We start from the raw sequence: 13,530 nt of genomic DNA, 5'->3' as shown, positions 1-13,530 counted from the left end.
GCGTTCTCGCTCCTCTGTTTCGCAGCGACCGGAAAAAGCAACCACACGGTCGGCGTCGGCGCCGCCTTCCTCGAAGAACCGACGCGGACGCGACCGGCGGGAGACGCGGGGGCGGCGGGGCCGGAGGGGACCCGGCGCACCACCGCAATCGGCCAGTTCCGCGACGCGCTCGCCTCGGTGACGCTCCGCCCGCTGACGGTCGCGTACTTCGTCGTGGCCGTCGCGTTCGCGGGCGTCCAGGTGATGTTCATCCCGTTCGTCGCGGACGCGTTCGGCTACGACGCGACGGCCGCGGCGTTCCTGCTCACCTACGTCGGCGTCCTCGGCGCGGTGAATCAAGGGGTGCTCGTCGGGCGGCTCTCGCGGGTCGTCCCCTCGCGGACGCTCGTCGCGGTCGGGTCGGTCGTCCTCGCGGGCGCGCTCGTCGCGATCCCCGCGACCGGAGTGGTCGGGCGAGCGACCGGCGACGTCGCCGTCGGCGGGCCGGCGTGGCTCACGCTCCCGCTCGTCGCGCTGCTCGTCGCGCTCGCGGCGCTCTCGCTCGGGAACGCCCTCGTCAACGTCTCGCTGGCGACGCTCGTCTCCGCGTCGGCCGGCGACGCGGAACAGGGGGCCGCCTTCGGGGTGACGCAGGGCGCGTCGAGTCTCGGCCGGACCGTCGGTCCGCCCCTGATGGCCGTCCTCTACACCGTCGCCGTCGCGTCGCCGTTCCTCGTCGGCGCGCTTCTTCTCGTTCCCGTCGCCGCGGCGTTCCGGAAATCGGCGGACTGAGCGTCGGGAGGAAAGGGCGATCGAGAGGAAGGGCGATCGAAAGGAAAGGGCGGTCGGTACCGGGCCTCGCCGCGACAGCTTTACGCGATGCGTCCCCCTCGTGGCCGACAGATGCTCTCCGACATCGTCCCTGCGTGGCCCGCCATCGGCTCGCTTGCCGGCGGGGTGGGAGCGCTCGGTCTCGCGTTGGCGATCCGCGAACACCGAGGACGCCCCGGCGTCGACTGGTTCCTCGGCGTGTTCGCGGCGCAAGCGACGTGGTGTCTCTCCTACGGGGTCGGGCTCCTGGTCACGGACCAGGCGCTCCGGGTCGTACTGGAGGCGACGATGTGGCTCGGAATCGTCTGGGCCGGCGTCGCCTTCCTCGGCTTCGCGCTGGAGTACACCGGCCGGAGCGACGTGGTCCGGAGCCGCCTGTTCGCGGCGGTCGTCGGCTTCGGGCTCCTCTCGACCGCACTGCTCGCCACGAACCCGCTCCACGGGGCGTTCTGGACCGGGTTCGGGTTCGACCCCGCGTTCGGCGTCGCGACGGTCTCGTACGCGTTCGGCCCGTGGGCGTACCTCGTCGTCGCCGTCGAGACCGTGCTCGTCGCCAGCGCGGTCTTCCTCCTCGTCGACACCCTGCTCAGCTACGGGCCGCTGTACCGCCGGGAGAGCGCCGCGGTCGCGCTGAGCTCGCTGCCGCCGGGGTTCGCGCTCGTCGCGTGGACGCTGGAGCTGGGCCCGGTGCCGCAGCTCCAGCTCGCGCCCCTGATGTTCGTCCCGCACATGCTGCTCGACGCGTACGCGTTCGACCGCGCGGAGATGTTCGACCGCAACCCGACGACCAGCCGCGCCGCCGAGCGCACCGCGATCGACGACCTCACCGACCCCATCGTCGCGCTCGCGCCCGACCGCCGCGTCGTCAGGCTCAACCCCGCGGCCGAGACGCTGCTGGGCGTCGACGCCGAGACCGCCCGGGGTCAGCCGCTCGACGCGTTCCTCGACCTTTCGGTCGGAGTGGGCGGAGAGATCGACGAGAGCGGGGGCGACGGCGAGGGAGCGCCGCGCGGGGACGGCGCCGCTCGCGAGACGGTCGAGGTCGAGTTCGGTGACGGCTCGGGGCGTCACACGTACGCGGTGTCGGCCTCGCCGCTGACCGATCCCCGCGGGACCCGCGTGGGCTACACGGTCGTCTTCTCCGACGTGACCGAGCGGGAGCGCCGCCGCCAGCAGCTGGAGGTGTTGAACCGGGTGCTCCGGCACAACCTGCGGAACGACGCCGGCGTCGTCCGCGGCTACGGCGAGCTGCTCGCCGACCGGGTGGGGGATCCCGAGCTGGCGCAGATGGCCGACGCGATCGAGCGGCGAGCGGGCGCGCTCGCCGCGCTCGGCGAGAAGGCCGGCACCGTCGAGCAGCTCCTCTCCGAGGGGGAGGCGAGCGCGGTCGCCGTCGACGACCTCGTCGAGGAGATGGTCACCGACGCCCGGGAGCGCGAGCCGGACGCCACCGTCGAACTGGACGTCGAGCGGGACACGGAAACGGACGGAACGGAGTGGACCACCCGCGTCAGGGCCGACTCGCTCCGCGCGGTCGTCGAGAACACCGTCGAGAACGCGCTCGCTCACCACGACGGCGAGGGCGTCGAGCGCGCGGACGGCGGCCAGTGGGTCCGGGTGTCGCTCGGGCGAGAGGGCGGCGATAGCGGCGAGAACGACGGGTCCGAGGAGGCCGGGCGGTTCCGTCTCATCGTCGCCGACGACGGCCCCGGCATCCCCGACCACGAGATCGAGACCGTCGAGTCCGGGCGGGAGACGGCGCTGGAACACGGGTCCGGGCTGGGGCTGTGGGTCGTCGCGTGGGGCGCCGCGGCGGTCGGGGCCGACGTCGACTACGACGAGCGCGAGCCGCGGGGGACGAAAGTGACTGTGACGATCCCGATCGTGAGATGATTAGAAGGCGCGCGCCTCGCCGTACGCCTGTGCTTTCAGGCGATCGTATCGCTCCCGTGAGTCGAGCACCCACTTGTACTCGAAACCGGGCGGCGGGTTGCCCATCCAGTCGAGGAAAGAGCGGGTCTCTTCGACGCCGAAGCGGATCGTTTCGCGGCTGTACGTCGGTGAGAGGCCGACCTCCTCGAATAGATTTAAAAGGAAATCCTGACGATCGTCTCTGTGTCGTATCCGTATCGAGGCCCTGGGCTGACCGTACTCTTGAATATCAAGGAATCCGTCGCAGGCGTACCACATCCGCGTGATCTGCGGCGTTAACGATAGGCCCTCCGGGAATCGCTTCTCTCCGGACCGATACCACCGTCGGAGCGACCTCATGAACGGGTGGGATCGCGATATGACAGTGTACATATCATGGTAGTTCTCAGCCCTCGCATTCGGACTGAATCCCGACTCACGGTTATTACGTGCCAGTTCCGATGCCGTCTTTTTTAAACCAACACCGGTACTCAAGATACCCATCTCGTGGTCGAACCACTCCAAGAATTGCTTGTTAACCATCGGGAGACGGAATAATCCGTGAGTTCCGCCGTCCGTCTTCGGGACGGATCCATCACCCATGAAACAGCCGATGAGAATCTCGCGAAGGTACGTGGGAATTTCGGGGGAGTTGCAGCGACCGCGTGCCCAGTGACTACCGACCCGTTTGAACGATTTTCCGCATCCTGGGCACGTTTCCCTGGGCAAACTAGTCGCTCTGGATGCGGGGTGCTAACATATACGTTGCGTGCCCGAGCCCCTCAGCGAACCCGTAGTGGAGTTTGACCGGGAACTCCTCGCCGAGCTCGATGGTGACCTCGGCGTCGCCGGGGATCGCCTTGTTCATGTCCTTCAGGTAGTCGAGGCTGAACAGCGAGTCGGCGGGGCCGGCGGTGAGCGCGATGAGGTCCTCGCGGGTGAGCTCGAGGTCGACGTCGTCGGTGTCGCCCTCGGCCTCGATGAAGAACGCCTCGTCGGCCTCGTCGACGCGCAGGCGGATGTGGTCGGAGACCATGTCGGCGGCCTTGATCCCGCGGTCTATCTGGGCGCCCTCGACGACGATCTCGGCGGCGAGATCGAGGTCCGGAATGTCCGGCTCCTGGCGGATAGAGTCGGGGTCGATGAGCGCGAGGGTGTACGAGAGGCCGTCGATCGAGATATGGAGCTTGCGGGTCTCCTCGTCGAGTTCGAGGTGGATCAGGTCGCCGGAGTTGGCCATTCCGGCGATGTCTTCCAAGCGGGCGAGGTTGACGCCGATGACGCCGCCGTCGGCCTCGTACGACTCGAACGCAGCGGCTTCGAGGGTGAGGTCGACCATGCCCACGTTGGCGGGGTCGACGGCGCGGATCGAGAGCTCCTCCTCGTTCAGGCGGATCTTACACTCGTCGACCAGCACGCTCACCGAATCGAGCGCGTCCTGAAACGTCGACGCGCCCACGATGGCCTTGAACATATACGTTCAGCTAGGGCGGTATCACCTAAAAAGGCACCCGATCGGACCGCCACGGAAACGCTCAAAGCGGCCGGATGAGGCGGGCGACGACGACCGCGAGCGTCGCCAGCGTCCGCCAGAGACGGAGGCGTTCGAGCCGGTACGCGAGGGGCTCCTCGTCGGCCGACTCGTCGGCCTCGTCGGACGAGTCCGCGAGCGGGGCGTCGGGCGCGGTCCTCGCCGATCCGCCGGGGGCGGTCCTCGCCGATCCGTCGGGCGCGGTCCCCGCCGATCCGTCGGGCGGATCCACCCCGTCTCGGGCGCGGAGCGGCGCCGATCCGGTCGCGGGCGGCTCGTTGGAACGGTCCGGTCGGTCGTCGGTCCGCACGGATTCCTGATCGTCGGCCGACTCGGGCACCGAATCGCCGGTCTGTTCGTCGGTCGCCGAGGGCGCGGGTAGCTCGTCGTGCATAGCAGTCGCGGCCGGAGGGCGGCCGCACACGACGATACAGAGTTAATTTATGAATATTCGAGCCGAACGCAAAGCGGAACTGAAAGTCGTCCGGCGCGCCGCGGGGATTCGGCCGCGCCGGGTCCCCCGCGCTCAGATCAGCGGCTCGACGATCTCGCGACCCTCGGCGAGCAGCTCGTCGACCGCCGCCTCGCCGTCCGCCTCGGCGTACACCCGGAGCTTCGGCTCCGTCCCGGAGGGGCGGACGAGCAGCCACGAGCCGTTCTCCAAGAGGAGCTTGAAGCCGTCGAGCGTGACGACCTTCGCGACGGGAGAACCGCGAACCGACTCGGGGATGTGGTCTTCCAGCTCGTCGAGGACGCCCTCCTTCCGGTCGTCCGGACAGTCGAGCGACACCTTCCCGGCCGCGATGTGGCCGTGCTCGTCGAGCAGACGGTCCACCCGCTCGTCGAACGGCGCCGCGGCGTGGGTGCCCGCGGCGAGCAGCGACATCAACACGCCGTCCTTCTCCCTGACGTGGCCGCGGAGGGTGAACCCGCCGGACTCCTCGCCGCCGAACAGCGCGTCGTGCTCGCCCATCGCCTCGGCGACCCACTTGAAGCCGACCGGGGTCTCGTACACCTCCTCGCCGTGCGCCTCCGCGATCCGGTCGATCAGGAACGTCGTGGAGACGGTGCGGACCGCGGGCCCGGAGTCGTCTTCGAGGAGTCGGTCGTAGCAGGCGGCGTAGAAGAGGTTCGCGTCGAGCACGCCGCGATCGGGCGTGACGACCGCGATCCGGTCGGCGTCGCCGTCGTTGGCGATCCCCAGGTCGACGTCGCTGTCGGGGTCGGTGACGCGGGCGGCCAGTTCCTCGAGGTGCTCGGCCGACGGCTCGGGGGAGTCGCCGCCGAACGTCACGTCGCGGTCGCAGCGCAGCCGAACGACCTCCGCGCCGGCCGATTCGAGGAGCGCGTCGGTGACGCCGCGCCCGCTCCCGTGCATCGCGTCGTACGCGACCGTGAGCCCGCCGAGGTCGGCGCCAACGAGGTTCCGGGCCGCGTCGGCGTGGTCGCTCACGAGGTCGACGCGCGAGATCTCGCCGCGCTCGGCCTCGGGGAGGAGGTCGGGCTCCGCGAGGCGGTCGACCACGTCCTCGGTCACGTCCGGGAGCGCGGGCGCGCCGTCGTGCGGGATGAACTTCACCCCGTTGTACTCGGGCGGGTTGTGAGAGGCGGTGACCATGCAGGCGCCGGCGAGCCCCCGGTTGACGATGGCGTACGCGATCACGGGGGTCGGCGCGTCGCGCTCGGGGAGGAGCACGTCGAAGCCGTTGCCGGCGAGCACCTCGGCGAGGCTCTCGGCGAATCCCTCCGAGGTCTCGCGGGCGTCGTAGCCGACCGCGACCGGCTCGTCGCGGCCCGCCGCGTCGAGATGGTCGGCGACCGCCTGCCCCACGATCCGCACGCGCTCGTCGGTGAAGGTGTCGAGCGTCGCCCGCCAGCCGTCCGTGCCGAAGGCAATCTTGTCCATGTCCACCCCGTCGGCGGCCGGGACAATAATGCCCGGTGTCAATCGCGAACCTTGCGCGGGCGGGCCGGCGGTGGTCACTGACAACCGCCCGCGTTATTATCATCCGACCCCGAACCCGACGTATGACTCGAATCGTCGCCGTCTCCGGCAGCCGGCGCACGGACAGCACCACGCGGGCGGCGCTGGAAGTCGCGCTCGACGCCGCGGCGGCCGCGGGCGCGGAGACCGGGATGATCGATCTGGGCGCGGTCGACCTCCCGCTGTACCACCCGGACGAGGACGCGCAAGGGGACAGCGAGGCGCTGAAACGACGCGTCCGCGAGGCCGACGGCGTGCTCGCGGGGACCCCCGTCTACCGCGGCTCCTACTCCTCGACGTTCAAGAACTTCCACGACTTCTGCGGCTCGACGGAGTACGAGAACACCGCGGTCGGACTGCTGGCGACCGCCGGCGGCGGCTCCTACGGCGGGACGCTCGAACACCTGCGGTCGACGTTCCGAAACGTCCACGCGTGGACGGTCCCCCACGAGGTCGGAATCCGCGGGGCGTCGGGCGTCGTCGACGAGACCGGAATCCGTGACGACGACATCCGAGGACGAACCGAGCGGCTCGGCCGCGTCGTCGTCGAGCACGCGGAGCGGCTGCGGGAGTAACTGGAGACGACCCCAAGGTGAGCACAGCGTCGGGCGCGGACACGGCGGCGGCGACGCCCGCGAACGGCAGGGATTTCCGCCGCGAGACCAACCGTTCGCCGATGGGTCGCATTCTCCCCGCCGAGTTGGACGAGCGCCTCGGAACCGACGACGAGCCGGTCCTGTTGGACATCCGCCCCGAGTCGGAGTACGATCGCGCCGCGATCGACGCGAGTCGAAACGTCCCGGTGTACGACGACCTCCGGGGCGGCGACGAGTCGACGCTCCGGCGCCGGCTCGACGAGCTCCCCGACGACAGGGAGATCGTCGCGGTCTGCAAGATGGGGATCGTCGCCAAACGAGCGACGCGCGTCCTCGACGATGCGGGGTACGACGCGTCGACGCTCGCGGGCGGGATGAGCGGGTGGAAGGGGTACGAGCGAGATTCGCTGAGCTACCGGATCCGATCGCTGTGGTGGCGGCTTCGGGGGTGACGGGACCGACGACCCGCCGCCCTTTTGACCGGCTCGCGTCTACGACGGGCATGACCGAACCGGGTGACGACGACCGTGTCCGCTAACCGGAAGGGCGACCGCCGCGAGCGCGAACTGGTGAACGCCCTCGACGACGCGGGATTCGCCGTGATGCGCGCCCCGGCCAGCGGCGCCGCGACGGAGCGCGAGCTCCCAGACGTGCTCGCCGGCGACGGCGAGACGTTCTACGCGATCGAGGCGAAATCGAGCGCGGGCGACCCCATCTACCTCACCGGCGAGGAGGTGGAGGCGCTCCTGTTCTTCGCGCGGAACTTCGGCGCGAAGGCGCGGATCGCGGTGCGGTTCGACCGCGAGGACTGGTACTTCTTCCACCCGGGCGACCTGTACACCACCGACGCCGGGTCGTACCGCGTCAAGAAGGAGAAAGCGCTCGCCGACGGCACCGACTTCCCCGAGTTCGTCGGCGAGACGGAGAAAGTGACCCTCAGCGAGGTCGGCGGCGGAGGCGGTATCGACCGCGAGACCGAGGAGCGGCGGGAGATCCTCGAGGCGGTCCGAGACGGCCACATGCCGGTCGAGGACGCGATCGACGTGCTGTGAGCGGGTCGGCGGCCGAACGTCAGTCGGACTCCGCCCTCGCGTCGCGGGCGTACTCCGTCAGGTCGTCGGCCAGCGTCTCCGCCTGCTCGGGAGTCAAGCGAACGCGGTCGGCGTGCGGGGTGATCCCGTCGACGCCGACCGTGTCCAGTTCGACGCTCAAGACGACGCGGTCCGGCGAGTCGTCCGCGACCGCGACGTCCACCACCCCGTCGAGCGACAGGGCCGTCTCGTGGGTCTCGATCCGGGCGGCGACGAGGTCGAGCGTCGTGTACGCGTTCACGGTCGTGATTCGGTTTGACATGGGGTCGTGATTCGGTTTGATATGGGGTCGTGGTCCGGTTCCGTCTCAGTCGTCGGCGGTCGGTTTGGTCCGGCGCGGCTCCTCGGCGGCGACCTCGTCGGCGGCCGGCGCCAGCGCGACCGCGCACTGCTTGTAGTTCGGTTCGTTCGAGCGCGGGTCGGTGGCCGCCAGCGTCAGGTCGTTGGTCGTCCCGTTGTGGATCGGCAGCCAGACCGTTCCCGTCGGGACGGCCGTGTCGGCCGCGACGCGGACGGAAATCGAGCCGCGCCGGGAGACGAGGCGCGCTATCTCGCCGGGTTCGATCGCCGTTTTCCCGAGCGGATCTCCCGACTCCGACGCCGCCCCCTCCGATCTCGTCCCGTCGCTCGTGCGCTCGATCGTGGCCGGGTTCACCCGCGCGACGACCGCGGGGTCCGCCTCCCCGTCCCGCGACCGGACACCGGTGTTGTAGCCGTCCGGCTCGCGGCCGGTGGTCAACACGAGCGGATACGACTCGTCGGTCGGTTCCGGGGCCGCTCCGTGCGTTCCGGTCGAGAACCGGGCGCGGCCGGAGGGCGTCCGAAACGACCAGTCGCCGTCGTCGTGGTAGCGGTACCCGCCCTCCGACTTCGCGGACGGAGCGGGCCAGCGGACGGCGCGCTCCTCCCGGAGGCGGTCGTACGAGACGCCGGAGAGGTCGGCAGCCGTGCCGGCGGTGAGCGCGGCGAGCTCGTCGAACACGGCGGCCGGCTCCGTCTCCGGGAACAGCCCGGGAGCGACCGCCTCCCCGACGGCCGTGATGACGTCCAGGTCGGTCCGCACGGCCGGCGCGAGGTCGGAGGCCGGGCGGACGCGCGAGATCCGCCGCTCCATGTTCATCGCCGTGCCGTCCGACTCCCCCCACGTCGCCGCCGGGAGGACGACGTCCGCCAGCTCGGTGGTGTCGGTGTGGAACGCGTCCTGAACGACGAGGAACGTCTCGCGGAGGCGCTCGCGGGCGGCCGACGCGTCCGGCAGTCCCGCGGCCGGGTTCGTCGCGACGGCCCACACGGCCTCGACGGGACCGCCGTCGATCGCCTCGCAGATACCGACCGGTCCCGGGCCCGAATCGTCCGGGAGGCGCTCGACGGGCACGCCCCACGCCTCGGCGATCGTCCGCCGTTCGGCCGGGTCCTCGAACGAGCGCATCCCCGGCCACGACCCCTTCGACGAGCACACGCGCGTCCCCATGGAGTTGGCCTGGCCGGTCAGCGAGAAGGGGCCGCTCCCGGGTCCCATGTTGCCCGTGGCGAGGCAGAGATCGATCAGGGCGCCGGCGGTGTCGCTCCCCTGGACGCTCTGGTTGACGCCCATCCCCCAGTAGACCAGCGTCGAGTCCTCGAACGCGTCGGCGAGCGCGTCCACGGTCGCGAGGGAGACGCCCGCGGTCGCCGCGGCCGTCGCCGGGTCGGGAAGCTCCGCCCGGAGCGCCTCGAAGCCCGTCGTCGCCTCCTCGACGAACGCCTCGTCGACCTCGCCGCGCTCGATCGCTCGGGCGAGGACGGCGCGGGCCAGCGCGAGGTCCGTCCCCGGGTCGGGCGCGACGTGGCGGTCTCCCCGCTCCGCGGTCCGCGTCTCGACCGGGTCGACGACGATCAGCCGGCTCCCGTCCTCGGTCGCGCTCTCGACTACCCACCGGAACAGCACGGGATGTGCCACCGCCGGATTCGCACCCCAGACGACGTGGGTCGTCGCGTCCCCGATGTCGTCGTAGGTCGGCGGGGGCGCGTCGCTCCCGAACGCGTCGTTGTACGCGGCCACGGCGCTCGCCATACACAGGGTCGTGTTCGCGTCGTAGTGCCGCGTCCCGAAGCCGCCGCGGGCCAGTTTCCCCAGCGCGTAGGCGGCCTCGTTCGTCTGCTGGCCGCTCCCGAGGACGGCGAGGCCGTGGCGGTCCCGGTCGAGCACGTCGCGGAACCCGTCGACGACCCGGGAGAGCGCGACGTCCCACGTGGTGCGGCGCAGTTCGCCGTCCCGTCGGACGTACGGTCGCGTCAGCCACTCGCCGTCGGGGTTCTGCGTCTCGTCGATGCCGCGGGAACACGCGAGCCCGCGGTTCGTCGGGTGGGCGACGTCCCCCCTGACGCCGTCGATTCCGTACCCCGAGTCGACCCGCCCGGTGAGGTGGCCGCACCCGACCGCGCACCGCATACAGGTGGTCGGGACGGGGTCGTTCACTCCGCACCCCGCGCCGTCTCGTCGTCGGTGGCCTCCGTCGGGAACAGCTCCGGAGCGACGTCCATCGACGCCACCGGCACGGTCGCCCCGTCGCCGGCGCGGTCGCGGAGGCGCTCGGGAGTCGCCTCGGCGGTCCGGTCAGTCATCGCTCTCGGTCGCTAACGGCGTCCCGTCGACGTCGGTCGGTGCGGGCCCCTCGCCGTCGGCGAACGGGTACCACGACCGCTTCGCGTCGGTGAGACAGGGGTCCTCGTAGTCGGTCTCCTCGGGCTCGGCCAGTTCGACGAGCGCCTCCTCGCCGGTCGCCTCGACCCACTCACGGAACGTCTCCCCCTCCTCGCGCCCCGCCGCGAACGCGTTCAGGAGGTTCCGCAGCAGGCCGGGCACCTCGTCGGCCGGGACGCGCTGTCTGATCCACTCGACGAAGGAGGGCTCCGGACCGATCCCGCCGCCGACGCCGACGTCGATGGCCTCGACCATCTCGCCGTCCTTCCGCGCTCGCATCCCCTGGAAGCCGATGTCGGCGGTCATCGCCTGCCCGCAGTCCGCCGTGCAGCCGGAGTAGTGGATCTTGATCTGCTCGACGTCGTCCGGGAGGTCGACGTTGGCGCGCAGCCAGCGGAGCATCGCCGCCGTCCTGGCCTTCGTCTCCGTCAGGGCCAGCGAGCAGAACTCCGTGCCCGTACACGCCATCGCGCCCCGCGTGAACACGCTCGGCTCGGGGCTGTGCGTCTCGAGCAGGTCGGCGTCGAGCAGGTCGGCGAGCTCCGATTCCGGGACATCCAGAATGAGTGGGTTCTGCCGCCGGGTGAGCCGCATCTCCCCCGAGCCGTGCGTCGCCGCGAGGTCGGCCAGCCGGACCGTCTCGGCGGCGGTCAGCCGTCCGATCGGCACCGCCAGACCGACGTAGTAGTCGCCGTCGGTCTGCTCGTGGACGCCAACGTGGTCGTGTTTCCCCTCTGTCGGCGCCTTGCCGGCGTTGTACGTGTACTCGTCGCGGAGGTCCGCTCCCTCGCGCCGGAGGTCGAAGTCGACGTACGACGCCTGGAGGCGGTCGCGAATCTTCTCCGTGCCCCACTCGTCGACGAAGAACCGACTCCGGTTCTGCTGTCGGTTCTCCCGGTTTCCGTTCTCGAAGTACAGCTCGACGAACCCCCTGACGACGTCGTACGCCTCGTCGGGCGTCACGAACACGTCGAGGCTCCGTGCCCGCCGGGGCTCCCGACCGCCGAGGCCGCCGCCGACTCGCACGTTGAACCCCCGCACGTCGTCGCCGTCGACCGCCTTCGCGGCGGGTTCGAGGCCGATCCCGTTGATCGAGTCCTGCGCGCACCCCTCGCGGCAGCCGGTCACGCTGATGTTGAACTTCCGGGGCATGTTCGCCAGGTCGTCGTCCGCGCGGAGCTTCGCCGTGATCTCGTCGAGGACCGGCTGCGCGTCGACAAACTCGTGTTTGTCGCGGCCGGCCACCGGACAGCCGGAGATGTTCCGCATCGTGTCGCCCCCCGAGGAGCGCGACGAGAGGCCGACGCCTTCCAGTTTCTCCCAGATCGCCGGGATGTCTTCAAGCTTGAGCCAGTGGAGCTGGATCGACTGGCGGGTGGTGAGGTCGATCCACGCGTCGCCGAACTCCGGGTTCGACACCGGCCCCCTGGCGTACTCCGCGGCGACCTCGCCGACGGCGCCCAGCTGTTCGGCGGTGAGGAGGCCGTTCGCGTTCGCCAGCCGCAGCATGAAGTAGCTCTCCTGGCCGGAGCGCTGGTGGAAGACGCCCCAGAACTTGAACCGAGAGAACCACATGTCGCGTTCGTCCTCCGGGATCGACTCCCACCCCGCCTCCGCGAACTCGAGGATCTTCTCCCGGACCTCGTCGCCGTACATCCCGTCTTTCCACGTCTCCTTCTTGTTCGTCACGCAGTCCCACCCGAGTTGTCGATCCGAGTCTCGGCCGATTCTTTTTCGTGTGTTTGACGCATTTGTCTGGGAATTGCGTGTGAACCACGGCATAAAATGCTGTCTCTTTAATAAATACAGAAATTTTGAACTCGATCGCCACAGATCGGAATTCGGTCGCTTCAGCCCAGATATTTCCGTCCCGTTCAGATCGAATTTGATATTCCCATACTTACTTGGCCCAATAGTTGCAGATCGGAACCGTCGTCTCACAGCGCGATATTGGTTAAGGACCCCTAATCGATAGGGATGTGTTCCGTCGCGATCGCACGAAACACCCCAGATACCCGATATACGGTGGTTTTTACTTATAAACAACAGTTATCCGTCACACAGGCCACCGTGGACACAGTCGAAATGTTTCCGAAAAACGACGTCCAGGGAGACGACGATCGATCAGTTCCGTCACCACCGGTCCGCGGATGAGCGACCGGAAACCGACCACCTGTATGCGGTGCGCGGTCGGGTGCGGCTACCGCCAGGAGGAATCGACCGACGAGGGCCGTCTCGTCGACGTCTCCGGGGACCCGGACCACCCGACGACCGGTGGCCGCAACTGCCAGCGCGGGGTCAGCGAGACCGTCGATCCGGGCGCGGAGCGGCTGACGCGGCCGCTCATCCGTCGCGGCGGGTCGCTCCGGCCGACGGACTGGGACACCGCGCTCGGCGTCGTGACGACGCGGCTCATCGAAGCCATTCGCCGGGACCCCGACAACGTCGCCGTGCTGGGGAGCGGGCAGCAGACGAACGAGGCGGCGTACGCGCTCGGGAAGGTCGCCCGCGGCGCGTTCGGAACGCGGCACTACGACGCGAACACGACCCTGTGTATGGCCTCGGCCGTCGCGGCGTACGCCCAGGCGTTCGGGAGCGACGCGCCCCCGCCGACATACGACGACGTTCCGGCGGCGGAGACCCACGTCGTCTGGGGCGCGAACCCCGCCGTCGCGCATCCCGTGTTGCACTCGTGGATCGAGAACAGCGCCGCCGCGGGCGACGGCGAGCTGATCGTCGTCGACCCGGTCGAGACGCGGACGGCGGCCGACGCCGACGTCCACGTCCGGCCGGAGCCCGGGACCGCCCTCGCGCTGGCGCGGGCGGTGCTCGCGGGGGTCGTCGACGCCGGCGCGGTCGACGAGGCGATCGTCGAGCGACACACGGTGGGGTTCGCGGCGTCCGCCGGGGCGCTCCGGGGGGGT

General features: G+C 70.1%; 13 protein-coding genes and 1 pseudogene. 6 read left to right on the top strand and 8 right to left on the bottom strand.

Translation table 11 applies throughout. The annotated features are described in order from the left end of the window. A pseudogene (locus OQF71_RS10625) lies at window positions 1–771 on the top strand (MFS transporter); the annotation flags it as partial. Window positions 772–882: 111 nt separating this feature from the next. Beyond that, complete coding sequence (locus OQF71_RS10620; protein WP_280587614.1) at window positions 883–2,703, top strand: histidine kinase N-terminal 7TM domain-containing protein; 1,821 nt, start codon at window positions 883–885, stop codon at window positions 2,701–2,703. Here OQF71_RS10620 and OQF71_RS10615 read toward each other — a convergent pair whose 3' ends face one another. The 4 genes from OQF71_RS10615 to OQF71_RS10600 form a co-directional block, all read right to left on the bottom strand. Beyond that, window positions 2,704–3,450, bottom strand: coding sequence for a hypothetical protein (locus tag OQF71_RS10615; protein WP_280587612.1), 747 nt, complete (start codon window positions 3,448–3,450; stop codon window positions 2,704–2,706). It lies immediately after the preceding gene. A 1-nt stretch (window position 3,451) separates the two neighbouring features. After that, window positions 3,452–4,195, bottom strand: a complete 744-nt coding sequence (locus OQF71_RS10610; protein ID WP_280587610.1) for a DNA polymerase sliding clamp — start codon at window positions 4,193–4,195, stop codon at window positions 3,452–3,454. Between the two features lie 61 nt (window positions 4,196–4,256). Next, on the bottom strand, window positions 4,257–4,646 hold the full coding sequence (locus OQF71_RS10605; RefSeq protein WP_280587608.1) for a hypothetical protein: 390 nt from the start codon (window positions 4,644–4,646) through the stop codon (window positions 4,257–4,259). A 132-nt stretch (window positions 4,647–4,778) separates the two neighbouring features. Further along, window positions 4,779–6,158, bottom strand: a complete 1,380-nt coding sequence (locus tag OQF71_RS10600; protein WP_280587605.1) for a phosphoglucomutase/phosphomannomutase family protein — start codon at window positions 6,156–6,158, stop codon at window positions 4,779–4,781. A 122-nt stretch (window positions 6,159–6,280) separates the two neighbouring features. On the opposite strand from OQF71_RS10600, the gene OQF71_RS10595 reads away from it, so the two are divergent. From OQF71_RS10595 to hjc, 3 genes are all read left to right on the top strand, one after another. Further along, complete coding sequence (locus OQF71_RS10595; protein ID WP_280587600.1) at window positions 6,281–6,811, top strand: NAD(P)H-dependent oxidoreductase; 531 nt, start codon at window positions 6,281–6,283, stop codon at window positions 6,809–6,811. Window positions 6,812–6,912: 101 nt separating this feature from the next. After that, a complete protein-coding gene (locus OQF71_RS10590) occupies window positions 6,913–7,284 on the top strand; it encodes a rhodanese-like domain-containing protein (protein WP_280587617.1) in 372 nt (123 codons plus the stop codon). Window positions 7,285–7,347: 63 nt separating this feature from the next. Beyond that, window positions 7,348–7,884: a Holliday junction resolvase Hjc gene (gene hjc, locus OQF71_RS10585; RefSeq protein ID WP_309243345.1), complete on the top strand. Its 537-nt coding sequence runs from the start codon at window positions 7,348–7,350 to the stop codon at window positions 7,882–7,884. Between the two features lie 19 nt (window positions 7,885–7,903). Here the strand turns inward: hjc and OQF71_RS10580 are convergent, their stop codons facing one another. Genes OQF71_RS10580 through OQF71_RS10565 form a run of 4 tightly spaced genes read right to left on the bottom strand, consistent with a single transcriptional unit; the run spans window position 7,904 to window position 12,295 of the window. After that, window positions 7,904–8,185, bottom strand: a complete 282-nt coding sequence (locus OQF71_RS10580) for a DUF6360 family protein (RefSeq protein ID WP_280587598.1) — start codon at window positions 8,183–8,185, stop codon at window positions 7,904–7,906. 45 nt (window positions 8,186–8,230) lie between these two features. Next, window positions 8,231–10,381 (bottom strand): assimilatory nitrate reductase NasA, encoded by a 2,151-nt coding sequence (gene nasA, locus OQF71_RS10575; protein WP_280587597.1) that lies wholly within the window; start codon window positions 10,379–10,381, stop codon window positions 8,231–8,233. After that, the gene (locus OQF71_RS10570) at window positions 10,378–10,527 is read right to left on the bottom strand and encodes a hypothetical protein (RefSeq protein WP_280587596.1); all 150 of its coding nucleotides are present in this window, start codon (window positions 10,525–10,527) and stop codon (window positions 10,378–10,380) included. The genes nasA and OQF71_RS10570 overlap by 4 nt, the downstream gene beginning before the upstream one ends. Then, window positions 10,520–12,295, bottom strand: a complete 1,776-nt coding sequence (locus OQF71_RS10565) for a ferredoxin--nitrite reductase (RefSeq protein ID WP_280587595.1) — start codon at window positions 12,293–12,295, stop codon at window positions 10,520–10,522. Before OQF71_RS10565 ends, OQF71_RS10570 begins: the two co-directional genes overlap by 8 nt. 461 nt (window positions 12,296–12,756) lie before the next feature. Here OQF71_RS10565 and OQF71_RS10560 point away from each other — a divergent pair. Next, window positions 12,757–13,530 (top strand): molybdopterin-dependent oxidoreductase (locus tag OQF71_RS10560; protein ID WP_280587594.1); only part of this gene is annotated, 774 nt, incomplete at its 3' end.

The sequence above is a fragment of the Halorubrum sp. Boch-26 genome, from assembly GCF_029889805.1.
Classification (GTDB): domain Archaea; phylum Halobacteriota; class Halobacteria; order Halobacteriales; family Haloferacaceae; genus Halorubrum.
The sequence above is the reverse complement of the archived record's forward strand: the minus strand, read 5'-3'. Positions and strand labels throughout refer to the sequence as shown.